The sequence below is a fragment of the Streptomyces sp. NPDC107559 genome, assembly GCF_055657365.1.
Window position 1 is genome coordinate 464,014 of record NZ_JBVKBD010000004.1, and the last position, 22,688, is coordinate 486,701.

At 71.9% G+C, this 22,688-nt stretch carries 18 protein-coding genes, 1 pseudogene and 1 riboswitch; of the genes and pseudogenes, 16 read left to right on the plus strand and 3 right to left on the minus strand.

Translation table 11 applies throughout. From position 1 onward, the window contains the following. Positions 1-27 precede the first annotated feature (27 nt). Positions 28-3,561 carry a transcription-repair coupling factor gene (gene mfd, locus ACZ7OY_RS16675; RefSeq protein ID WP_471912038.1) on the plus strand — a complete coding sequence of 1,178 codons (3,534 nt, stop codon included), beginning with the start codon at positions 28-30 and terminating at the stop codon, positions 3,559-3,561. A 126-nt stretch (positions 3,562-3,687) separates the two neighbouring features. Here the strand turns inward: mfd and ACZ7OY_RS16680 are convergent, their stop codons facing one another. After that, positions 3,688-3,867, minus strand: coding sequence for an antitoxin (locus ACZ7OY_RS16680; RefSeq protein ID WP_471912039.1), 180 nt, complete (start codon positions 3,865-3,867; stop codon positions 3,688-3,690). 345 nt (positions 3,868-4,212) lie between these two features. On the opposite strand from ACZ7OY_RS16680, the gene ACZ7OY_RS16685 reads away from it, so the two are divergent. The 3 genes and pseudogenes from ACZ7OY_RS16685 (at position 4,213) to ACZ7OY_RS16695 (ending at position 5,406) form a co-directional block, all read left to right on the plus strand. Further along, the gene (locus ACZ7OY_RS16685) at positions 4,213-5,010 is read left to right on the plus strand and encodes an HNH endonuclease family protein (RefSeq protein WP_471912040.1); all 798 of its coding nucleotides are present in this window, start codon (positions 4,213-4,215) and stop codon (positions 5,008-5,010) included. A 104-nt stretch (positions 5,011-5,114) separates the two neighbouring features. Further along, positions 5,115-5,159, plus strand: a pseudogene (locus ACZ7OY_RS16690) (hypothetical protein); the annotation flags it as partial. A 124-nt stretch (positions 5,160-5,283) separates the two neighbouring features. After that, positions 5,284-5,406, plus strand: a complete 123-nt coding sequence (locus tag ACZ7OY_RS16695) for a hypothetical protein (RefSeq protein WP_471912110.1) — start codon at positions 5,284-5,286, stop codon at positions 5,404-5,406. Positions 5,407-5,500: 94 nt separating this feature from the next. Here the strand turns inward: ACZ7OY_RS16695 and ACZ7OY_RS16700 are convergent, their stop codons facing one another. Then, positions 5,501-6,280: a hypothetical protein gene (locus ACZ7OY_RS16700; protein WP_471912041.1), complete on the minus strand. Its 780-nt coding sequence runs from the start codon at positions 6,278-6,280 to the stop codon at positions 5,501-5,503. A 206-nt stretch (positions 6,281-6,486) separates the two neighbouring features. Beyond that, on the minus strand, positions 6,487-7,188 hold the full coding sequence (locus tag ACZ7OY_RS16705) for a hypothetical protein (RefSeq protein ID WP_471912042.1): 702 nt from the start codon (positions 7,186-7,188) through the stop codon (positions 6,487-6,489). 195 nt (positions 7,189-7,383) lie between these two features. Here ACZ7OY_RS16705 and ACZ7OY_RS16710 point away from each other — a divergent pair, with 195 nt between their 5' ends. The 12 genes from ACZ7OY_RS16710 to ACZ7OY_RS16765 all read left to right on the plus strand — a co-directional run bounded on the left by ACZ7OY_RS16710 (position 7,384) and on the right by ACZ7OY_RS16765 (position 22,686). After that, positions 7,384-9,597: an N-6 DNA methylase gene (locus tag ACZ7OY_RS16710; protein ID WP_471912043.1), complete on the plus strand. Its 2,214-nt coding sequence runs from the start codon at positions 7,384-7,386 to the stop codon at positions 9,595-9,597. Positions 9,598-9,723: 126 nt separating this feature from the next. Beyond that, complete coding sequence (locus ACZ7OY_RS16715; RefSeq protein WP_471912044.1) at positions 9,724-10,407, plus strand: hypothetical protein; 684 nt, start codon at positions 9,724-9,726, stop codon at positions 10,405-10,407. A gap of 38 nt (positions 10,408-10,445) precedes the next feature. Continuing rightward, entirely contained in the window at positions 10,446-11,930 is a 1,485-nt protein-coding gene (locus tag ACZ7OY_RS16720) for a protein kinase domain-containing protein (protein WP_471912107.1), read from the plus strand. Positions 11,931-12,121: 191 nt separating this feature from the next. Next, positions 12,122-12,949 carry a glycoside hydrolase domain-containing protein gene (locus tag ACZ7OY_RS16725; RefSeq protein ID WP_471912045.1) on the plus strand — a complete coding sequence of 276 codons (828 nt, stop codon included), beginning with the start codon at positions 12,122-12,124 and terminating at the stop codon, positions 12,947-12,949. Positions 12,950-13,162: 213 nt separating this feature from the next. Beyond that, a complete protein-coding gene (locus ACZ7OY_RS16730; protein ID WP_471912046.1) occupies positions 13,163-13,810 on the plus strand; it encodes a SurA N-terminal domain-containing protein in 648 nt (215 codons plus the stop codon). Between the two features lie 73 nt (positions 13,811-13,883). Continuing rightward, positions 13,884-14,852, plus strand: coding sequence for a nucleoside triphosphate pyrophosphohydrolase (locus ACZ7OY_RS16735; RefSeq protein ID WP_471912047.1), 969 nt, complete (start codon positions 13,884-13,886; stop codon positions 14,850-14,852). Between the two features lie 80 nt (positions 14,853-14,932). Continuing rightward, positions 14,933-16,909, plus strand: coding sequence for a sel1 repeat family protein (locus ACZ7OY_RS16740; protein WP_471912048.1), 1,977 nt, complete (start codon positions 14,933-14,935; stop codon positions 16,907-16,909). 72 nt (positions 16,910-16,981) lie between these two features. Beyond that, positions 16,982-18,271: a cytochrome P450 family protein gene (locus ACZ7OY_RS16745; protein ID WP_471912049.1), complete on the plus strand. Its 1,290-nt coding sequence runs from the start codon at positions 16,982-16,984 to the stop codon at positions 18,269-18,271. A 179-nt stretch (positions 18,272-18,450) separates the two neighbouring features. Beyond that, positions 18,451-19,299, plus strand: coding sequence for a transglycosylase family protein (locus ACZ7OY_RS16750; RefSeq protein ID WP_471912050.1), 849 nt, complete (start codon positions 18,451-18,453; stop codon positions 19,297-19,299). Between the two features lie 345 nt (positions 19,300-19,644). After that, positions 19,645-19,813: riboswitch (cyclic di-AMP (ydaO/yuaA leader) on the plus strand. Between the two features lie 3 nt (positions 19,814-19,816). Continuing rightward, on the plus strand, positions 19,817-20,479 hold the full coding sequence (locus ACZ7OY_RS16755; protein ID WP_471912051.1) for a transglycosylase family protein: 663 nt from the start codon (positions 19,817-19,819) through the stop codon (positions 20,477-20,479). A 317-nt stretch (positions 20,480-20,796) separates the two neighbouring features. Continuing rightward, entirely contained in the window at positions 20,797-22,083 is a 1,287-nt protein-coding gene (gene eno, locus ACZ7OY_RS16760) for a phosphopyruvate hydratase (protein WP_471912052.1), read from the plus strand. Positions 22,084-22,209: 126 nt separating this feature from the next. After that, positions 22,210-22,686, plus strand: coding sequence for an FtsB family cell division protein (locus tag ACZ7OY_RS16765; protein WP_471912053.1), 477 nt, complete (start codon positions 22,210-22,212; stop codon positions 22,684-22,686). The last annotated feature ends 2 nt before the right edge of the window (positions 22,687-22,688 follow it).

The following is a 22,688-nucleotide window of genomic DNA, read 5'->3' on the forward strand; positions in this document are numbered from 1 at the left end:
CGCGGGCCCTCGGACGGAAAGCCCTCCATGAGCCTGCACGGTCTGCTCGACGCCGTAGTCAAGGACACCGCCCTCGCGGAAGCGGCCAAGGCGGCCTCCGACGGCAACCGGATGCATGTCGACCTCGTCGGCCCGCCCGCCGCGCGCCCCCTCGCGATCGCCGCGCTCGCCCGCGAGACCGGCCGCACGGTACTGGCGGTGACGGCCACCGGCCGCGAGGCGGAGGACCTGGCGGCGGCCCTGCGCTCGCTGCTGCCGCCGGACGGGGTGGCGGAGTACCCGTCCTGGGAGACCCTGCCGCACGAACGGCTCAGCCCCCGCAGCGACACCGTCGGCCGGCGCCTCGCCGTGCTGCGCCGACTCGCCCACCCCCGCGCCGACGACCCCGAGACCGGCCCGGTCTCCGTCGTCGTGGCCCCCGTGCGGTCCGTGCTCCAGCCGCAGGTCAAGGGCCTGGGCGACCTGGAGCCCGTGGCGCTGCGCACCGGCCGCAACGCCGACCTGAACGAGGTGGTGGAAGCCCTCGCCGCGGCCGCGTACTCCCGGGTCGAGCTGGTCGAGAAGCGCGGCGAGTTCGCCGTACGCGGCGGCATCCTGGACGTCTTCCCGCCCACCGAGGAACACCCCCTGCGCGTGGAGTTCTGGGGTGACGAGGTCGAGGAGATCCGCTACTTCAAGGTCGCCGACCAGCGCTCCCTGGAGGTCGCCGAACACGGCCTGTGGGCGCCGCCCTGCCGGGAACTGCTGCTCACCGACGAGGTGCGCGCCCGCGCGCAGGCCCTCGCCGAGCAGCACCCGGAGCTGGGCGAGCTGCTCGGCCGGATCGCCGAGGGGATCGCCGTGGAGGGCATGGAGTCCCTCGCCCCGGTCCTGGTCGACGACATGGAGCTGCTGATCGACGTCCTGCCGAAGGGCGCGATGGCGGTCGTCTGCGATCCGGAACGGGTCCGCACCCGTGCCGCGGACCTGGTGGCGACCTCCCAGGAGTTCCTCCAGGCGTCCTGGGCGGCCACCGCGGGCGGCGGCGAGGCGCCCATCGACGTCGGCGCGGCCTCCCTGTGGTCCATCGCGGACGTCCGCGACCGGGCCCGCGAGCTGGACATGATGTGGTGGTCGGTGTCGCCGTTCGCCGCCGACCTGGAGCTGGAGGCGGACACCCTCCAGCTAGGGATGCGCGCCACCGAGACCTACCGCGGCGACACCGCGAAGGCGCTGGCCGACACCAAGGGCTGGCTCGCCGACGGCTGGCGCACGGTCTTCGTCACCGAGGCGCACGGCCCGGCCGCCCGTACGGTCGAGGTGCTCGGCGGCGAGGGCATCGCGGCCCGCCTGGACACCGACCTCGTGGACCTCTCCCCGTCGGTCGTGCACGTGGCCTGCGGTTCGATCGACTACGGCTTCGTCGACCCGGCGCTGAAACTGGCCGTCCTGACGGAGACCGACCTCTCGGGCCAGAAGGCGGCCGGCAAGGACGGCGCCCGGATGCCGGCGCGCCGCAGGAAGACCATCGACCCGCTGACGCTGGAGGCGGGCGACTACATCGTCCACGAGCAGCACGGCGTCGGCCGCTACATCGAGATGGTGCAGCGCACCGTGCAGGGCGCGACCCGCGAGTACCTGGTGGTGGAGTACGCCCCCGCCAAGCGCGGCCAGCCCGGTGACCGCCTCTACATCCCCACCGACCAGCTGGAGCAGATCACCAAGTACGTCGGCGGCGAGGCCCCCACGCTGCACCGGCTGGGCGGCGCCGACTGGACCAAGACCAAGGCGCGCGCGAAGAAGGCCGTCAAGGAGATCGCCGCCGATCTGATCAAGCTGTACAGCGCGCGGATGGCCGCCCCCGGGCACGCCTTCGGCACCGACACCCCCTGGCAGCGCGAGCTGGAGGACGCCTTCCCGTACGCGGAGACCCCCGACCAGCTCACCACCATCGCCGAGGTCAAGGACGACATGGAGAAGACGGTCCCGATGGACCGTCTGATCTGCGGCGACGTCGGCTACGGCAAGACGGAGATCGCGGTCCGCGCCGCCTTCAAGGCCGTACAGGACGGCAAGCAGGTGGCCGTGCTGGTGCCGACGACGCTGCTGGTGCAGCAGCACTTCGGCACGTTCAGCGAGCGGTACTCGCAGTTCCCGGTGAACGTGCGCGCCCTGTCCCGCTTCCAGACCGACACCGAGGCCAAGGGCACCCTGGAGGGTCTGCGCGAGGGCGCGGTGGACGTGGTCATCGGCACCCACCGGCTGTTCTCCTCGGAGACGAAGTTCAAGGACCTCGGACTGGTCATCGTCGACGAGGAGCAGCGCTTCGGCGTCGAGCACAAGGAGCAGCTGAAGAAGCTGCGGGCCAACGTCGACGTGCTGACGATGTCCGCGACCCCGATCCCGCGCACCCTGGAGATGGCCGTCACCGGCATCCGCGAGATGTCGACGATCACCACCCCGCCGGAGGAGCGCCACCCGGTGCTCACCTTCGTCGGCCCGTACGAGGAGAAGCAGATCGGCGCCGCGATCCGCCGTGAACTGCTGCGCGAGGGCCAGGTCTTCTACATCCACAACCGGGTCGAGTCGATCGACCGGGCGGCGGCGCGGCTGCGCGACATCGTCCCCGAGGCGCGGATCGCCACCGCCCACGGCCAGATGTCGGAGCAGGCGCTGGAGCAGGTCGTTGTCGACTTCTGGGAGAAGAAGTTCGACGTGCTGGTCTCGACGACGATCGTCGAGTCCGGCATCGACATCTCCAACGCCAACACGCTGATCGTGGAGCGCGGCGACACCTTCGGCCTGTCCCAGCTGCACCAGTTGCGCGGCCGGGTGGGCCGCGGCCGCGAGCGCGGCTACGCCTACTTCCTCTACCCGCCGGAGAAGCCGTTGACGGAGACGGCCCACGAGCGCCTCGCCACCATCGCCCAGCACACCGAGATGGGCGCGGGCATGTACGTGGCGATGAAGGACCTGGAGATCCGCGGCGCCGGCAACCTGCTCGGCGGCGAGCAGTCCGGCCATATCGCGGGCGTCGGCTTCGACCTGTACGTACGCATGGTGGGCGAGGCGGTGGCCGACTACCGGCGTCAGCTGGAGACGGGCGGGGTCGAGGAGGAGCCGCCGCTGGAGGTCAAGATCGAGCTGCCGGTCGACGCGCACGTCCCGCACGACTACGCGCCGGGCGAGCGGCTGCGTCTCCAGGCCTACCGAGCGATCGCCTCCGCCAACTCCGAGGCGGACATCAAGGCCGTCCGCGAGGAACTCGTCGACCGTTACGGCAAGTTGCCCGAGCCGGTGGAGAACCTGCTGCTGGTGGCGGGGCTGCGGATGCTCGCGCGGGCCTGCGAGGTCGGCGAGATCGTGCTCCAGGGCACCAACATCCGTTTCGCGCCGGTGGAGTTGCGCGAGTCGCAGGAGCTGCGTCTGAAGCGGCTGTACCCGGGGACGGTCATCAAGCCGGCCGTCCACCAGATCCTGGTGCCCCGCCCGAAGACCGCGAAGGTCGGCGGCAAGCCGCTGGTCGGACGGGAACTCCTCGGGTGGGTCGGAGAGTTCCTGGCGACGGTCCTGGGGTCGTAGCGAAGAGGGCCACGAGGGCGGAACGGGCGAAGCCGCCCACGCGTGAGGCGTGGGCGGCTCGGGTTCGGGCGAAGACGGCCCCGGATGCCCCGGCGGGTGCCGTTGCCGTGTGGGGCCGGAAGGTCGCTACGGCCGGTCGGGCCGGTCGCGGTCCGTGCCGAGTGAGCCCTCTATCTTCTGCTGGGCCTGGTCGACCTGGCCTTCGTACTTCCCGCCGGTCTTCTCGTTGACCTTCTTCTCCGCGGTGTCGGAGATGTCCTTGGCCTTGTCCTGCCCGTGGTGCTTGAACCTGTCGAAGATGCCCATCCAGAGCTCCTTCCGGAGGACGGCTGTGACTGACGATACGCCGGAGTTGCGAGGAATGTGCACCTGAGCCCCCGAGTGGTCTGGACCTCGGGGCGATTACGGTGTGCACGGACCGCTACGGGGAAGACGCTCCGTAGGGAGCGGGAACCACGCAGCAAGGGGAGGGGCGCTCGTGAGGCGTCTGAGGGGTGGGACGGTGATCGCCGTCATGACCGCGATCACCGTGACCGGATGCAAGGACCGGAACACGGGCTCCGCGGGGCCCGCCGAGACCGGGAGCGGCGGCGCAGCGCTCGCCGCGGCCCGCTCGCTGACCGTCAAGCTCATGCAGGGGGGTGGCTTGCCATGCGTGACACGAGGCATGTGAGGCACGTGAGCGTGACCGGGCGGGTACTGGCAGGAGTCGCACTGCTCGGCCTGCCCCTGCTGGCAACCGGGTGCAAGGACGTCGACCTTCCGGCCCCCAACGCCCCGTCCGGCTCCGCCGCACCGACGTCCCGGGACGGGCATGCCGTGAGCCCGCTGGACAATCCGGACGGGACGAAGCCGGGCCTGGCGGCCATCACCTCTGCCGGGGACAAGGCAAAGGCCCGAGCCCTGATCCAGAAGGTGACCACGAAGGGGCGCGGTCCGAAGACGGGTTACGCCCGCGCTGAGTTCGGCTACGCATGGATGGATTCGGCACCCGGTGACGTCCCCTTCGCTCACAACGGGTGTGACTCGCGGAACGATCTGCTGAAACGCGATGGCGAGAAGGTCCGGTTCCGCAGTGGATCGGACTGTGTCGTCGTCTCCATGTCCCTCCATGACCCGTATACCGGCAGGACGATCGACTGGACGAAGTCGAAGGCCACCGCGGTCCAGATCGACCACGTGATGCCGCTCTCCTACGACTGGCAGATGGGCGCCTCCCGCTGGTCCAAGGGGAAGCGGGAGGACATAGCGAACGACCCGCTCAACCTGATCCCGGTGGACGGCCCCACCAACGGCGCCAAGAGCGATTCCGGCCCGGCCACCTGGCTGCCCCCGAACAAGCAGATCCGTTGCTCCTACTCGGTCCGGGTGGCGCAGGTGTCGTTGAAGTACGACCTGCCGGTCACGGCAGCCGACAAGGAGACGATGCTGAAGCAGTGCGGCGGCTGACTGTGCCGTGACGGTGAGGAGAACATGTTCCCCCGGCTGCGGGAACGCCGCCCAGGCATTGCGGCTCGTCTCCTCGGCCGGGGGCGCTGACGGGAAGCCGGACCGTGCTGTTCGCCGCCGCTTCCACGGGAGGGGCCTGCAACTCCGGCGTTCGCGGAGCCTACGGCCGTCTGGTCGCGTGGCTTGGGGCATCGGCCTCGCCGCGGTCACTTCGGAACGCCGACGGCTGGCGGTGCCGGCCGCGACGGACACCGACTGAGCATGACGGGAACGGTGCGTCGACGAAGCGCCGCGGAGAAGGCCGCGATGGAGAAGGTCCTCTCCGGCTGCCCGGACCAGAAGCTCCCCACGGGAGGCAACCCGACCGAGGCGCCGGCGCGTTTCCGCGCCCGCTGATCCCCGGCCGGGTCCTCCCCCGTCCCCCTGCCCCCGTTCCCCCTCACCCGTATGCTCCGGCCCCCCGCCGGGGCGTACGGGAGTCCGAGGTCCGTCAGCCGAGCGCGTCCAGGTCCAGGATGTTGCCCGCGGGCTTCTGCGCCGGGACCGGCTTGTCGTAGTCGCTGAAGGTGAGCGAGCCGGGCTCCTTGCCGGTCGTGCTGTCGATCCGCAGCAGGTACGGCTTGCCCTCGGTGGCGACGTACAGCGTGTACCGGTCCTTGCCGTCCTTCTCGTGCAGCACGATCGCGGGCGTGCCCTCGACCGTGGTCGTCTGCCCGCGGGTGGCGTCCGAGTTCCCGTCCTCCGCGCCGCCGAGCACCGAGTCCAGGTCGCAGAAGCCCGCGATGTCCTTGGCGTCCTGGCCCTTCGCGGCCATCTTGGTCCACTTGTCGGCGAGCATGGCCACGGCCGCGTCGGTGTCCGACTTCGACTCGCCCTCGCTCTGGGCGCGCAGGAACGCCTCGTCGTACTTCATGTACACGATGTCGCCGGTCTTGATCAGTTCGGCCTTGCCCTGGCCGCCCATGCCCATGGTGCCGGCGCACTCGCCCTGCCGGTTCAGGGCCATGTCGATGCGGATCGTGCCCTTGCTCTCGTCGTCGGCGATATCGCCCTTCATCCGGAGCGAGGTGGCGCCGGTGGTGGCCTTCAGGGCCCGGTCGGCGATCTCCCCGCCGGTGAGACCGGCGAACGGCTCCTTCGGCTTGGCGGAGGCGGAGGTGTGGGACGTGCCCGTCTTGTCGTCCGCCTTGTCCTGGCCGGACAGACAGCCGGTGAGGCCCGCGGTGGCCGCGGTGGCGAGACAGAGGGCGGCAAGTGCGGTACGACGCATGGCGATTCCTCGATGAAGGTGAAGACGAAGGTGGGGGTGAAAACGAAGGTGGGTCTGAAGACGAAGGTGCGGGTGAAGACGAAGTCGGGGGGAACGTGGGGGTGAAGGCGAAGGTGAAGCGGGGTGCGGTGACGCGGTGAAGCGGGGGGCGGGCGCCGGGGCGGGCGCCGGACGGTGGCGCCGCGCCCCGGACACGACCGGTCCGGTCAGCCGGACTTCTTCCAGTCCCCGCAGCCGGACGTCTTGAAGTAGGCGTCCTTGGCGCTGATCGTGACGACGGCCGTGCCGGTGACGTTGTTGTTCGCGACGATCGAGTCGAGGCCGTGGTCGGCGTCCTTGGTGCGCTCCCAGTAGCAGGAGTCGTCGGCGTTGCCGGTGGACCGGTAGGTGCCGGGGGCGATGTCCGGGCCGACCGCGAACATGCCGCCGTCGCCGTCCATGCCGGTGGCGGAGGATCTCTTGGCCCGGCCGTCGGCGACGGCCTCCCAGTCCTTGCAGCCGGTGGACTTGAAGAGCTTGTCGGTGGCCTTGACGGTGACGTAACTGGTGCCGGTGACGTTGTCGTTGGCCAGGATCGAGTCCATCTCGCCCGAGGCGTCCTTGGCGCGCTCCCAGTAGCACATGCCGTCGGCGTTGCCGGTGGTGCGGTAGGTGCCGGGCTTGATGTCCGAGCCGACCCGGAACTCGCCGTCCCCCTCGAACGCGGCCTTCTTCTTCCCGGACGCCTCGGCCTTGCCGCCGCCGCTGTCCTTCTTGCTGTCGGGCTGCTGCGCCGCGGACGTCGAAGAGCCCTTGTCGGCGGTGTTGCCCGTGCCGCCGGCACCGTTGTCGCCGGCGTTCGCCGAGACGACACCGATGACGACGATCCCCACCACGGCGCCCAGCGCGACCTTGCCCTTCATCCCCATGGCTGTCCCCTCCCCTGGCGTGGCGGCCGCCTTGATGGGGCCGCTCGTTCGCTGGGTCAATAAGACCAGAGCCTGTGAACCGAGTCAACACGGTTCACAAAGTCTCTTGCGTACACGCCGTGAATGGGTAGATCTTGCCTGCGTCGGTATGCTCGACGCCACGCATGAGCGAGCGGGACGAGGGGAGCGACGCGGGTGCAGGACAACGCGACTGAGGTGACCGCCGCCGGGATCGCACGGCTCGCCGGCGTCGGCCGTGCGGCCGTGAGCAACTGGCGCCGTCGGCACGCCGACTTCCCCAAGCCCGTCGGCGGCACGGAGACCAGCCCGTCGTTCGCGCTCGCGGACGTCGAGGCCTGGCTGCGCCACCAGGGGAAACTCGCCGAAGTGCCGCTGCGGGAGCGGGTCTGGCAGCAACTGGCCGGACACCCCGAGGGTCCCGTCACCGCGCTCGTCCACGCCGGCTGCGTCCTGCTGCTCATCCATGACCGGCCGACGGTCTGGCTGGAGGTGGGCGCGGGCTCCGACGAGCGCCTCGCCGCGCTGCTGCCGGCCGCGCTGGAGCAGGTGATCACCCCACGGTTCGGCCCCCCGGCCGCGAGCGGGCGTGGTGTTCACGCTCATGGGAGCGCGGCGACTCCGGAGGCTGTGAACCGACCGCCCGCTGTGAACACTCCGGAACCGGTCCCGGGGGAGTGGACCGTCCCGCCCGCCCCCGTCACCCCGGCGGTTCACCCCACCCCCACCCCGACCACCTCCGCCACCCCTGCCACTGCCACCACCCCCGCGGTCCACATCCCGACCAGCCCTCAGCTCCTCCCCTCCGCCCCGCTCCTGCGCGGGGTGGCCGAGCTCGCCGCCGACCTGGGCGCCCGCCAGACCTTCGAGTTCCTGTTCGGGCGGCACCTGGACGCCAACCCGCGCCAGTACACGCTCACCCCCACCGAGCTGGCCCGCCTCATGGCCGACCTCGCGGGCCCCGCCCGCACCGTCCTGGACCCGGCCTGCGGCACCGGCGCCCTGCTGCGCGCCCTGGACCCCCGCCCCGGTCAGGAGCTCTACGGCCAGGACAGCGCACCCGAACTCGCCGCGCTCACCGCGCTCCGGCTCGCCCTGCACGGCCGGGCCACCGTGCGCGCAGCCGTCGGAGACACCCTGCGTGCGGACGCCTGGCCGCACCTGCGCGCCGACACGGTCCTGTGCCACCCCCCGTTCAACGAACGCAACTGGGGCCACGACGAACTCGCCTACGACCCCCGCTGGGAGTACGGCTTCCCGGCCCGCGCCGAGTCCGAGCTGGCCTGGGTGCAGCACGCGCTCGCCCGGCTGCGGGACGGCGGCACCGCCGTCCTGCTCATGCCGCCCGCCGCCGCCTCCCGCCGCTCCGGCCGCCGCATCCGCGCCGACCTGCTGCGCCGGGGCGCGCTGCGGGCCGTCGTCGCCCTGCCGGTCGGCGCGGCACCCCCGCACAACATCGCGCTGCACCTGTGGGTGCTGCGCCGGCCCGAGAAGGCGCCCGGTCAGCCCGAGGTGCTGCTCGCCGACGCCGGGCAGTTCGCCGGCGAGGGGCGCGGCGGGCCCGACTGGCAGGCCGTAAAGGAAGCCGTGCTCGACGCGTGGCGCGCCCACGACCGGGACGGCACCCTCACGGAACGGCCCGGCCTGGCGCGCTCCGTGCCCGTCATCGAACTCCTCGACGACGACGTCGACCTCGCCCCGGCCCGCCACCTGCCGCCCCCGACGGCGGCCGACGGCGGTGAGCAGCTCACGGCCGTGCGCGAGCGCCTCGGCGAGACGCTGCGGCTGACCACCGGTCTCACCCCGCCGCCCGCCGTGACCGCACCGCCCGCCCGCTGGCCGCTCACCACCGTCGGTGAACTCGCCCGCGGGGGCGCCCTGGTGCTGCGCACGGGCGGAACCGGCGGTCCCGCACGCACGCCCGTCCTCACCGACCACGACGTCCTCGCCGGGACCGGCCCCTCGGGGACGCTGCCCGAGAGCGAGGAGGAGGCCGTCCTGACGGAGGCGGGCGACGTGGTCGTGCCGGTGCTCGGCGGCGGCTCGGTGGCCAGGGTGGTCGACGGCGAGACGGCGGGCGCCGCGCTGGGGCGCAACCTCGTGCTGCTGCGCCCCGATCCCACGGCGCTCGATCCCTGGTTCCTCGCCGGGTTCCTGCGGGGTACCGCCAACAACCGCCAGGCCAGCAGCTACGCGTCCACCGCCACCCGGCTCGACGTGCGCCGGCTGCAGCTGCCCCGGCTCCCGCTGGACGAACAGCGGCGCTACGGCGCCAGGTTCCGCGCGCTCGACGAGTTCGAGCGGGCACTGCGGTACGCGGGCCGGCTGGGGGACGAGCTCGTACGCGGTATGTACGACGGGCTGACGGACGGCACGGTGGCCCCGGGCTGAGCCCCGAGGGCCTGCGAAGTCTTACGAAGTGATCAGCATGACAACGGTTCGGCACAACCCGGGACCGGTTGTCCGCGTCGGCCTATACGCTCGAACTCCGATATCGAACCAGGCCCGGGAGCAGTCATGTACGGCCACGGCGCGCCGCCGCCCACCCGCAGCGCGGGTACCGTCGTCATCGTGCGCGTGCTGCTCGCGGCAGCCGGGATCCTGTCGTGCGGTCTGCTCGCCTGTGTCCCGCTGTTCCGGGTGGCGATCCTGCGCGGGCGGTGGTTCGACTGGACGGCGGCCTGGGTGTCCCTGCCGCTGTCCATCGGCGCCCTGGCGGTCGTCGGCAGCGTGCCGGAGACCGACGTCAGGAGCGATGTCGCGCTGGCCGTGGTGCTGATCCTCGGCGCCGGCAGCGCCGCCTACTACCTGGTGACCGACATCCGGATGGGTCAGGCCGCGCGCCGCTTCGGGGGCTATGCGCCGCCGCACGCGCAGACCGTCCAGGTGCCGTACGGCTACCCGCATCCGGCGCCGCCCGTCTCGCCGTACGCGAGCACGCCCGTCCCGCCAGGGCCCCCCGTGGCCCAGGCGTACATACCGAATCCGTCCATGCCCCAGACGTCCATGCCCCAGACGTCCATGCCCCAGACACCCGTGCCCCAGACGCCCGTGCCGCAGCCGCCGCTGTCGCAGACCCCGCCGCCGCAGCGACCTGCGCCCGCCCGCATCGACCAGGTGCGCGCCGAGCTCGACGAGCTCAGCGACTATCTGCGCAAGCACGAGGACCCGCGGGACGGCCGGCCCGAGGGCGGCCGGTGACCGCGACGACAGGCCGCGTCGTCGCCGACCGGTACGAACTGGCCACGCTCATCGGGCAGGGCGGCATGGGCCAGGTCTGGACGGCCTACGACCGGCGGCTGGACCGACGGGTCGCGGTGAAGCTGCTGCGCCCCGACAAGGTCGCGGGCCAGGAGGCGGACGAACTGCGCCGCCGCTTCGTGCGCGAGTGCCGGGTGACCGCCCAGGTCGACCATCCCGGCCTGGTCACCGTGCACGACGCGGGCAGCGAGGGCGAGGAGCTGTTCCTCGTCATGCAGTACGTCGACGGGGCCGACCTCTCCGACCACCTCGCCGAGCACGACCCGTACCCGTGGCAGTGGACGGTCGCGGTCGCCGCGCAGCTGTGCGCGGTGCTGAGCGCCGTCCACGCGGTGCCGATCATCCACCGCGACCTCAAGCCGCGCAATGTGATGGTGAAGCAGGACGGCACGGTCACCGTCCTCGACCTCGGTGTCGCCTCCGTCATGGACACCGACACCACCCGTCTCACGCACACCGGTTCACCCATCGGCTCGCCCGCGTACATGGCGCCCGAGCAGGCGATGGGCGGTGCGGTCGGCCCGTACACCGACCTGTACGCGCTCGGTGTGCTGATGCACGAACTCCTCAGCGGTCAGGTGCCGTTCGCGGGCTCGACGGCACTCGGGGTGCTGCACCGGCACCTGTACGAGCCGCCGCTGCCGGTGCGCAGGTTGCGCCCGGAGGTGCCGGAGGCGCTGGAGAGCCTGGTCCTGCGCCTGCTCGCGAAGGACCCGCAGCACCGCCCCGCCTCCGCACAGGAGGTGTACGAGCACCTGGCGCTGCTGCTGCCCGCGCGCGGGATGCCCACCGGGGCGCCGCTCGACCCCACGCGCCCGTTCCTGCGCCCGCACGCTCCCTGGCCGGACCGGGCCCGCACCCCCGCCCCGCAGCCCGCGCCCGTCGCGCCGGTCGCCGAGAAGCCCGATGTCGCCGGTGCCGTCGACGAGGTCAAGCGACTCCTCGGCGAGGGCCGCATCACCCAGGCCGTCGACATCCTCGGTGCGATCCTGCCCGCCGCCGCCCAGCAGCACGGCGAGCACTCCCCGGTCGTGCGCACCCTGCGCAAGCAGTACGCGGCCACGCTCATGGACGACGGCCAGTACCGGCGCGCGCTGCCCGAACTGCGCCGCCTCGCGGACGAGCGCGCCGCCGAGGCCGGCCAGGCCGACCCCCAGTCCCTGCGCTACCGCCACGAGTCCGCGCAGTGCCTGGAGCAACTGGGCGAACCGGCGGCGGCGCTCGCCGAGTACCGCGCCCTGCTGCCGTACTACGAGAACCAGTACGTCGCCGGGGACCCGGAGTCGGCCTTCGACGTCCGCCGCCGCATCGGGCACCTGCTGCTGGCGCTCGGCGACCGCGCCGCCGCCCACGACACGCTGGCCCGGCTGCTGCTCGACGTGGAGCGACAGCGCGGCCCCGGACATCCGCTCGCGGCGGAGATCCGGCGGACGTTGCAGTGGCTGGGGCAGGTGCGCGGATAGCTCGGGCCGACAGATTTTGCTGTGCCCTGAAGGAATATTGTGAGTGCCTAGGGGCGCGCTTTCCCGAACAAGGATGCGCACCGGTTAAGTTGCGATCCGTTTCGCGCTACACGCGCTTTCGCGCCGCGCCGCGTGCGCGGTCGTCGCACAACTCGCCGGCACCGCCGGCACAACCAGGGGTGGGGTCACACATGTCCAGCCATCGGCTGTCCCGCAAGCGCAGGTACGTCACGTGGGGGGTGGCAGGGGTCGCCGTCGTCGCCGGGGCCGGTATCGCCGCGCAGACCTCGATGGCCGCCACCACCTGGCCCGCGCAGAAGACCTTCACCGGCCGCGCCTTCGACACCTGCGCCGCGCCCTCCCTGTCCGCGATGAAGGCCTGGCACACCGGCTTCTACGGTGCCGCCGCCGTGTACATCGGAGGCAAGAACCGCGGCTGCGCCCAGGCCAACCTCACGGCGTCCTGGGTGAAGTCGGTCAGCACCCTCGGCTGGAAGCTCATCCCGCTCTACGTGGGCGCCCAGCCGCCCTGCCAGACCGGGTCCAGCCCCGAGAAGATCAGCGCCGCCACCGCCGCCTCGCTCGGCGCGAGCGACGCCGCCGACGCGGTCGCCAAGGCCTCCGCCCTCGGGATGAAGGCCGGCAGCCCGGTCTACCTCGACATGGAGTCGTACGACATCACGAACAAGGCGTGCAACGACGCCGTCCTGACGTACGTACGCGCCTTCGACAAGGCCCTGCGCGCCAAGACGTACCGCTCCGGCTACTACGGCTTCACCAGCTCCAGCGCGAAGGCGATCGCGAACGCCACCGACAAGACGGACCTGCCGGGCAACATGTGGTACGCCCTGTGGGACAAGACGAACACCACCACCAGCGACTGGCCGTTCGCCGCGAGCCAGTGGACGAACCACAGCCGGGGCCACCAGTACATGGTCAACAGCAAGGAGACCATCGGCGGCGTCACGATCACCGTGGACCGGGACGCCTGGGACGGCCCGGTGGCCATCACCGGCTGAGCGTCCGCCCGGCCGTCGGCACGGCTGCCCGGACATCCGCCCGCGCAGCCGTTCGCACGACTGTTCACACGGCGGGGGTGCGGCGGCGGCGAGGCGGTGCCCGAAGTCCCGGTGAATCGTTGGTCGAATGGGTTGGCCAGAGCCTGGCCACTGCCTACCATCGATCACCGCAAGACTTTGTGCACCGTCGCACAATCTCCTCGGGAGGTTTCCTTGCACCGCCGCCGTCGCACCGCGCTCGTCCTGTCCGCCGCGCTCGTCGCCGCGGCCCCGCTCCTCGCCGCCTGCGGAAACGACGCGCATCCCGGCGCCGCGGCCGTCGTCGGCGACCAGCGGATCACCGTGTCACAGCTGGAGAGCAGGGTGCAGGAGGTGCGCGACGCACAGCGCGCGGCGGCGCCGGACGAGGCGCAGTACGCGCGCGTCGTCGCCACCACCGGCAGCCTCACCCGCGACACCCTGCACGGCATGGTCCTGGACCGGGTCCTCCAGCGGGCCGCCCAGGACGCGGGCGTCACCGTCACCCGCAACGAGATCCAGCGGATGCGCGCGGGCCTGGAGCAGCAGGCGGGTGGCGCCGCGGGGCTGGAGGCGGCCTGGCTCCAGCAGTACGACGTCCCGTCGCAGCGCCTCGACGACAACCTCCGCCTCCAGCTCCAGGCGCAGAAGCTCGCCGCCCACCTCGGCACCGAGACCAGCCAGCCGGCCTTCTGGAAGGCTCTGTCCGCGGCGTCCAAGGAACTGCACGTCGACCTCAACCCGCGCTACGGCGACTGGGACGCCCAGAAGGTCAGCCGCGTCGACGCGAAGACCCCGTGGGTACGGGAGGTCGCGGCCGCGGGTTCGCAGCAGACGGCCTGACGGGTACGCGGCGGGGCCGCACCGCCAGGGGACGGCTCCCGGGGCTGTCGGTGCCGTGCGTTACGTTCGAGGGGTGAACACAGCCAGCCCCGAAGCCGCCACCGGCCGCGTCGTCCTGCTCACCACCAGCCACCGGGTCGCCCCGGGCCTGCTGTCCTGGCCCGCCTGGCAGGCGCTGCGCACGGCCGACCGCGTGCTGTGCGCGGACGCGGCCCACCCGCAGCTGCCGTATCTGCGCGAGGCGGGGATAACCGTCGACGAGGCGTCCCCGGCCGCGGAGGACCTGGTCGACCTCTGCACGGGCGGTCACACGGTGGTGGTCGTGGCCACCGCCGAGGGCGAACCGGCGCTGACGGACGGCCTCGCCAGGCTGGCCGGCTCCGGCCGCGTCGCGATGCCGGAACTGGAGCTGCTCCCCGCTTCCTACGACCTCCCCGGCGCCCGCCTCCTCGACCTCGTCCAGGTCATGGACCGCATCCGCGTCGCGTGTCCGTGGTCGTCCCGGCAGACCCACAAGGGCCTGGCCAAGTACGGCATCGAGGAGGCGTACGAGCTCGTCGAGGCGATCGAGGACGGCGACCGGGACGAGCTGCGCGAGGAGCTCGGCGACGTGCTCCTCCAGGTCGTCTTCCACGCCCGTATCGCCGAGGAGGACCCCGAGGCCCCCTTCTCCGTCGACGACGTGGCCGCGGGCATCGTCACCAAGCTCATCCACCGCCACCCGCACGTCTTCGGCGACGAGACCGCCACCACCCCCGAGGAGGTCAAGGAGCACTGGCTGCGGACCAAGGCCGAGGAGAAGCGGCGCACCTCCGTCACCGAGGGCATCCCCGTGCACCAGCCCGGCCTGGCCCTCGCCGCCAAGCTGGCCTCCCGCGCCCGCACGGCCGGCCTGGACGTCCCGGTCCCGCAGGGCGAAGGCATCGGCTACGAACTGCTGGCCCTGGCGGTACGGGCCGAGTCGGGCGGCGTCGACCCGGAGGCGGCGCTGAGAGCGGCGGCGCGGGCGTACCGGGACGCGATCCGGGCCGCGGAGGACTGACCTTCGGCCGAGCCGTGCGATGACGGCCACCGGGGTCAGTACGGTTGACCCAGGGACGGTCGAGGGGCCAGGGGGCTTGGGTGGAACGGGAGTTGGAGGACCTGGCGGCCAGAGGGGCGCAGGCGCTGGTCGCCGGGTTGCACCGGTCGGGCGAGGCGGCACTGGTGCGCGAGGCGTTCGCGACATGGTTCGAGCGGGTGGGGTGGGCCGATCAATCCGATCTGCTGCGGGGGCCGGCGAGCAGGCTGTCGTACTCCCTTACGCGGTGGACGGGCGTTTTTCTCGATGTGCTGACGAACTCGGCCGACCACGAGGCGGCGGGCGGGCTCGCGGCCCTGATCGGCCGGTTCTCCGCACCCGCTGAGGCCCGCCGTACCGCCGACCGGGCGGCGGTCGTCACCGGACGCATCCTCAAGCGCGACAAGGCCGTCCCGCCTCCCGCCGAGAAGCCCGGAGCACCCGAGAAGCCCGGGGCACCCGGGGAGCCGGGCGTCGCGGGGGACCACGTCGACTTCCGGCAGGGCTCCTTCCACGGACCGGTCGTGGGGAGCCAGCACACCTACGTCAACCACCCCGGCGCCGCGCTCCCCGACCCCGGCCGCTGGCCGACGCCGGACGAGGTCGACCCGGTCACCCTGGGCGTACGGCCCACGCGGCGGCCGGGCGGCGCGGACCTCGCGCGTCTTCCGGCCTATGTGGAACGGGACATCGACGCCGGGCTGCGCGGCTGGCACGAGCGGGACGACCTCCTGGTCGTCACCGGCGGCCCGCTGTCCGGCAAGTCACGGACGGCCTGGTACGCCGGGGCCCGGGCCGCCGGGCCCACCGCCCGGGTCTTCGCGCCCGCACCCGGTACGGATCTGCGCGGCCTGCCGGAGGCGCTGCACGGCCGGGCCGGCCGCCATGTCCTGTGGCTCGACCAGCTGGAGGACCACCTCGGCGAACACGGCCTGAACCTGGGACTGCTGGGCCGGCTCTCCGCACTGCGCGTCCCCGTGGTGGCCACCCTGCGCGACGAGGTCTACGAGGAACACCGCTTCGGCGACGGCCCCGCGTCCAAGCTGCTGGCCCGGGCGCGGGTGGCGCGCGTGGGTTCCCGGTGGAGCGAGCACGAACTCGCCCGGCTGGCCGGGCACCGCGACGACGACCGGCTCGCCGACGCGTGGGAGTGGTCCGACGAGGGCGTCACCCAGTTCCTCGCGCTCGGCCCCGAGCTCGAAGACCTGTGGCACAGCTCCGGGTGGTCCAACAGCCGTCATCCGTACGGGCATCTGCTGGTCCGGGCGGCCGTCGACCTCGCGCGCTGCGGAGTCACCGGAGGCATACCGGACCTCCTGCTGACGGAGGCGGCCTCGTGCTACGGCGGAAGGCGGCCGGGCGGGGAGTCCTTCCGGGAGGCGACGGCCTGGGCGGCCGCACCGCGGCACGGAGTGGCGGGGCTGCTGGTCCCCGTACCGGGGCCGGGCGCGGAGGAGGGTGAGGCGGCGGCGTGGCGGCCGTACGGATCGCTGGTCGCGCGGGCGCGGCGGACGCCGGTGCCGGTGCGCGCGGCCGTCTGGCGTTGCGCGCTGGAGGGGACGCGCCACGACGCCGACGTGCACCACAACGTCCGCAGGACCGCCCACGCCGTCTTCGCCCCGAGAGCCGAAGCGGGGGACACCGAGGCCATGCACCTCCTGGGCGAGCTGGGTGCGGACGTGGAGGACGAGGCCACCGCGCTGGAGTGGTTCCGCAAGGCGGCCGACGCCGGGCGTACGGACCTGGCGGCACGGGTGGGGGAACTGCTCCTCGGGCAGGGGCAGGCCGAGCAGGCCCTGCCGTATCTGCGGGCGGCGGTCGCGGACGCCCCGCAGGCACACGTGACCCACCTGCTCGGCCGGGCCCACCTGGTCCTGGCCGAGCACTGGCTGCGGACGGCGGCCGAGAGCGGCCACGAGGAGGCGAAGCGCCGGCTGCGCGAGCTGACGGCAGGCCGCCTCAAGGACACTGCTCGGGCGCAGCTTTCGTACGACCTGCCGACATGGGCTGCCGACACCGGCTGGGAGCGGGACCACTGACGGCGTACCGCCGCCCACGGCCCCGCTTCCACCCCCGCAAGCCGAACGATGAAAGCCAGCTAACGTCGAGGCGTGACCAACCAGCCCGCCCCCGGCGACCCCGTACCCGTGCCCGACAGCCCCGCCCCCGACCTCTTCACCTGGGAGTTCGCCGCCGATCCGTACCCGGCCTACGCCTGGCTGCGCGAGCACGCCCCCGTGCACCGCACCCGGCTGCCCAGCGGGGTCGAGGCCTGGCTGGTCACCCGGTACGCGGACGCCCGGCAGGCCCTCGCCGACCAGCGGCTGAGCAAGAACCCCGCGCATCACGACGAGCCCGCGCACGCCAAGGGCAAGACCGGCATCCCCGGTGAGCGCAAGGCCGAGCTGATGACCCATCTGCTCAACATCGACCCGCCGGACCACACCAGGCTCCGGCGGCTGGTCAGCACGGCGTTCACCCCGCGCCGGGTCGCGGAGTTCGCGCCGCGCGTGCAGGAGCTGACCGACCGGCTGATCGACGGCTTCGCCGGCCGGGGCTCCGCCGACCTCATCCACGAGTTCGCCTTCCCGCTGCCCATCTACGCCATCTGCGACCTGCTCGGCGTACCCCGCGAGGACCAGGACGACTTCCGGGACTGGGCGGGCATGATGATCCGGCACGGCGGCGGGCCGCGGGGCGGGGTCGCGCGGTCGGTGAAGAAGATGCGCGGCTATCTCGCCGAGCTCATCCACCGCAAGCGGGAGGCGCTGCCCGAGACCGCCGCTCCGGGCGAGGACCTCATCTCCGGTCTCATCCGCGCCTCCGACCACGGCGAGCACCTCACCGAGAACGAGGCCGCCGCCATGGCGTTCATCCTTTTGTTCGCGGGGTTCGAGACCACGGTCAACCTCATCGGCAACGGTATGTACGCGCTGCTGACCCATCCCGCTCAGCGTGAGCGCCTCCAGTCGTCCCTGGCCGCGGGCGAATCCGCACTGATGGAGACCGGCATCGAGGAACTCCTGCGTTACGACGGGCCGGTGGAGCTGGCGACCTGGCGGTTCGCGACCGGGCCGCTGACCATCGGCGGCCAGGACATCGCCCCCGGGGACCCCGTCCTCGTCGTCCTGGCGGCCGCGGACCGGGACCCGGAGCGGTTCACCGATCCCGATGTGCTCGACCTCACTCGCAGTGACAACCAGCACCTCGGTTACGGCCATGGAATCCACTATTGCCTGGGTGCGCCGCTGGCCCGGCTGGAGGGACGCACCGCGCTCACCACGCTGCTCACCCGGCTCCCCGACCTGCAACTCGCCGCGGAACCGGCGGACTTGAGATGGCGTGGTGGACTCATCATGCGCGGACTGCGTGCCCTGCCTGTGGAGTTCACGGCGGTCTGACCGATTGGCGGCAGTCGTGAGGGTTCCGGACCCGGGTGACGTACCGTCAACATTGTGATCTTCGCGTGATCTCCGTGGCATGAACTTGTGACAAGTGATCGTGTGCCGATACGTTCAATCATCAACACGGCGCAGCCTCACGCCGTGTCGGTCACTGCTGTCGCACGAAAGGTTTCCGCATGCTCTCCGGAAACGGTCGTCACCGTCGTCCCCGCCAGGCTCCGGCACTGCTCGTCGCGGCAGGAGTGGCAGGTTCCGCCATCGCCATCCCGCTTCTGGGCGCGGGCGGCGCGAGCGCGGCCGAGGGCAGCACCTGGGACCAGGTCGCGCAGTGCGAGACCGGCGGCTCCTGGAGCGCCGAGAGCGGTGACGGGCACTTCGGTGGCCTGCATCTGACCCAGGCGGACTGGGAGCAGTACGGCGGTCTCGACTACGCCGCCAGGGCCGATCTGGCCAGCCGGTCCCAGCAGATAGCCGTCGCCGAGAAGATCCTCGCCGCCCAGGGCGCCGGTGCCTGGTCCACGTGCGGGCTGACCTCGGGGCTCGCCCAGGACTCCGCGACGTCCGTCGTCGACACGGGTGTGGCGGGCGACTCGGCGAGCGACGCGTCCGACGCGAGCGGTTCGACCTCGGTGTCGGACGTGCTCGGTCTGCCCGACTCCTCCGCCGGAGCCTCCACCGACCCGTCCTCGACGCCCGCCGCCGGTACCGCGTCCGCCGACCCCTCCGCCCTGCCTTCCGGCACGGCCTCCACCGCCGCGCCCTCCGCGAGCGCGACGGACAAGACGGACAATAGTGCGGATACCGCCACGAGTGGCGCTCAAGGCGACGATTCCTCCGCAGGCGATGCAGAGGTGGACAATTCCGCCAACTCCCGGCAGGCCATCGGCGCTTCGGGCCTGGTCGACACGGGTGACCTGACCGGCACCGGCCGCCACCGTGGCGCCAGCGCCGACGAGGACACGTCCTCCGTCGACGCCGACCTGTCCTTCATCGGCCGGCACGCCTCGACCGCCTACGGTTCCTGACCCGCTCGCCGGGGTGGTCCGCCACCCCCGGACCGGCCCTCCGCATTCCCGCGACGGACGGCGCCTGCTCCGCATGGTGAGCAGGAGGCGAGTGGTGCCGGCCGGGACCGTGTCTTCCCCGGTCAGGCCGGGGAGGCACCTGTCTAAACGGGCGTAAAGCGGCGAGAGTTGACGTCCCGTTTCACCGCTAAATGTCCGTTTTGGTGAAACTGTGGGATGAGTCTCAGAAGCCCTGATCGTCTTTGGAAATAACCGGATCGCCTGCCTACGGTCGAGACCGCTCGCCACAGCGGGCACCGGCCGCCGCAACGCCGAATCCTGCCAGCGGCTGCCCGGGAACATTCGTCGCGTCAAGCGCCGTCGGCAGGAGCGGGGGACCCAAGGTAAGCGCCGGGCCCAGCGGTTGAAGCTGGTGCCGGCTCGGGGTGAAGCCGCGTCCCGTGAGGGGCGTGGCCGGGCAACTCAACCGGCCCGAACCCGACAGCTCACCTCGCAGGCGTCGGTGAGGGGATCCACCATGCTGTTTTCCGGTAAGGGCACGCACCGCCGCCCGTCCAAGGCCACCCGCATCGCCGCGCTCGCCGGTGTCGCCGGTGTCGCCATCGCCGCCCCGCTGTTCGCGGCCGGCAACGCCTCCGCCGCCACCGCCGCCGAGTGGGACACCGTCGCCCAGTGCGAGTCCGGCGGCAACTGGGCCATCAACACCGGCAACGGCTACTACGGCGGTGTCCAGTTCTCCGCCTCCACCTGGGCTGCGTACGGCGGCAAGCAGTACGCCTCGCAGGCCAACCTGGCCACCAAGGCCCAGCAGATCACCATCGCCGAGAAGGTCCTCGCCTCCCAGGGCAAGGGTGCCTGGCCGGTCTGCGGCAAGGGTCTGTCCCGCACCCCCTACGCCGCTGCCGCCCCCGCGCCGAGCACCGCCACCCGCTCGACCGAGACGCAGACCGCCTCCCGCTCCGCCGAGCGCCCGGCCGTCGCGCAGACCGTCACCACCCCGGCCGGCCAGAAGGTCGCCAAGGGTGACGGCGAGTACAAGGTCGTCAAGGGTGACACGCTCAGCAGCATCGCCCAGAAGCACCAGGTCAAGGGTGGCTGGCAGGCGCTGTTCAAGCTGAACAAGGGTGTCGTCGCCAACGCCGACGTCATCTACCCGGGCCAGCAGCTGCACCTGAAGTGACAGCGCGCTCGTAGCTGAACCACGGCGGCCTCCCAGCCGTGTCCTTCATTGTGGAGGCCACGTGAGGGCCGCCCCCCGTCCCCACGGGCTCCCCGTCCCGGTGCGTTCTTCCCCCGTACGCACCGGGACGGGGTTTTTTGTCGAACCGGCTTTGTTCCGTTCGGAAACAATTTACTCTCGGTTCCGTCCATGACGCGGTCAACGACCGGTTGATCGCCCCGGGACGGTTAGGCTCAGTCCCGCGCGGCCACCACAGGCCTGCGCATCACCACCGGGCTCTCCGGCCCGGCGTAGCTTGCGTCACATCCCAGAAGGAGATGCTCGTGCCGTCCATCGACGTCGTCGTAGCCCGGGAAATCCTGGACTCCCGAGGCAACCCCACGGTCGAGGTCGAGGTCGGCCTCGACGACGGCAGCACGGGTCGTGCCGCCGTCCCGTCCGGCGCCTCCACCGGTGCCTTCGAGGCCATCGAGCTCCGTGACGGTGACCCCAACCGTTACCAGGGCAAGGGTGTCGAGAAGGCCGTCCTCGCCGTCATCGAGCAGATCGGTCCGGAGCTCGTCGGCTACGACGCCACCGAGCAGCGCCTGATCGACCAGGCGATGTTCGACCTGGACGCCACCGACAACAAGGGCTCGCTCGGCGCGAACGCCATCCTCGGCGTCTCCCTCGCCGTCGCGCACGCCGCCTCCGAGGCGTCCGACCTCCCGCTCTTCCGTTACCTGGGCGGCCCGAACGCGCACCTGCTGCCCGTTCCGATGATGAACATCCTGAACGGCGGCTCGCACGCCGACTCCAACGTGGACATCCAGGAGTTCATGATCGCCCCGATCGGCGCGGAGACCTTCTCCGAGGCGCTGCGCTGGGGCGCCGAGGTCTACCACACCCTCAAGAAGGTGCTGAAGACCAAGGGCCTGTCCACCGGTCTCGGCGACGAGGGCGGCTTCGCCCCGAACCTGGAGTCCAACCGCGCCGCCCTCGACCTCATCGTCGAGGCCATCAAGGAGGCCGGTTACACCCCCGGCGAGCAGATCGCCCTCGCCCTCGACGTCGCCGCCTCCGAGTTCTACAAGGACGGCGTCTACACCTTCGAGGGCAAGGAGCGCACCGCCGCCGAGATGACCGAGTACTACGCCGAGCTCGTGGCGGCGTACCCGCTGGTCTCCATCGAGGACCCGCTGTTCGAGGACGACTGGGCCGGCTGGAAGATCATCACCGACCAGCTGGGCGACAAGGTCCAGATCGTCGGCGACGACCTCTTCGTCACCAACCCGGAGCGCCTGGCCCGCGGCATCGAGGAGGGCTCCGCCAACGCCCTGCTCGTCAAGGTCAACCAGATCGGTTCGCTGACCGAGACCCTGGACGCCGTCGAGCTCGCCCAGCGCAACGGCTTCAAGTGCATGATGTCCCACCGCTCCGGCGAGACCGAGGACGTCACCATCGCCGACCTCGCGGTCGCCGTGAACTGCGGCCAGATCAAGACCGGCGCCCCGGCCCGCTCGGACCGCGTCGCCAAGTACAACCAGCTGCTGCGCATCGAGGAGATCCTCGACGACGCCGCGGTGTACGCCGGCCGCAGCGCCTTCCCGCGCTTCAAGGGCTGAGCCGTACAGGGTCAAGCCTGAGCCAGTCGTACGTACGTCCCCGTACCCGGTCCCGTACCGTGTCCGGGGACGTACGCGTGTGACGGCGCGGGTGACAACGGGTGCGAAGGGGAGGCGAAGAGCCAGATGGCCGTGAAGGACCGGGACCGTTTCTCCACCGCGACCAGGCTGCGGGCGCTCGGCGAGCAGACCGCGGCCCGCGTCTACCGCTCCCAGACCAGACGCCAGGCCCGCCGCTCCCGGCTCACCGGCCGGGCCGCGCTGCTCGCCCTCGTGCTGTGCTCGCTGGTCGTGGCCCTCGCCTACCCCATAAGGCAGTACGTCTCGCAGCGCGCCGAGATCGCCGACATGGAGCGGCAGAAGCAGCAGGCCAGGGAGCGCGTGGAGGAACTGCGCGACCTCAAGGCACGCTGGCAGGACGACGCGTACGCCGAGCAGCAGATCCGGCAGCGGCTGCACTACGTGATGCCCGGCGAGACCGGTTACGTGGTGATCGACCCGGACGCGGTCAAGCAGTCGCGGGCCGCCCGCGGGGCGGCGCGCCGCCCCTGGTACTCGAACGTCTGGGACGGAGTCGACAAGTCCGACGCCTCCGACCGATGACG

Bases quoted from the DNA above. Each gene is read 5' to 3' on its own strand.
- eno (WP_471912052.1), top strand. From the start codon at position 20,797: ATGCTCGTGCCGTCCATCGACGTCGTCGTAGCCCGGGAAATCCTGGAC.
- ACZ7OY_RS16705 (WP_471912042.1), bottom strand. From the start codon at position 7,188: ATGGGGATGAAGGGCAAGGTCGCGCTGGGCGCCGTGGTGGGGATCGTC.
- ACZ7OY_RS16755 (WP_471912051.1), top strand. From the start codon at position 19,817: ATGCTGTTTTCCGGTAAGGGCACGCACCGCCGCCCGTCCAAGGCCACC.
- ACZ7OY_RS16725 (WP_471912045.1), top strand. From the start codon at position 12,122: ATGTCCAGCCATCGGCTGTCCCGCAAGCGCAGGTACGTCACGTGGGGG.
- ACZ7OY_RS16685 (WP_471912040.1), top strand. From the start codon at position 4,213: ATGCGTGACACGAGGCATGTGAGGCACGTGAGCGTGACCGGGCGGGTA.
- ACZ7OY_RS16750 (WP_471912050.1), top strand. From the start codon at position 18,451: ATGCTCTCCGGAAACGGTCGTCACCGTCGTCCCCGCCAGGCTCCGGCA.
- ACZ7OY_RS16700 (WP_471912041.1), bottom strand. From the start codon at position 6,280: ATGCGTCGTACCGCACTTGCCGCCCTCTGTCTCGCCACCGCGGCCACC.
- ACZ7OY_RS16715 (WP_471912044.1), top strand. From the start codon at position 9,724: ATGTACGGCCACGGCGCGCCGCCGCCCACCCGCAGCGCGGGTACCGTC.
- mfd (WP_471912038.1), top strand. From the start codon at position 28: ATGAGCCTGCACGGTCTGCTCGACGCCGTAGTCAAGGACACCGCCCTC.
- ACZ7OY_RS16680 (WP_471912039.1), bottom strand. From the start codon at position 3,867: ATGGGCATCTTCGACAGGTTCAAGCACCACGGGCAGGACAAGGCCAAG.
- ACZ7OY_RS16765 (WP_471912053.1), top strand. From the start codon at position 22,210: ATGGCCGTGAAGGACCGGGACCGTTTCTCCACCGCGACCAGGCTGCGG.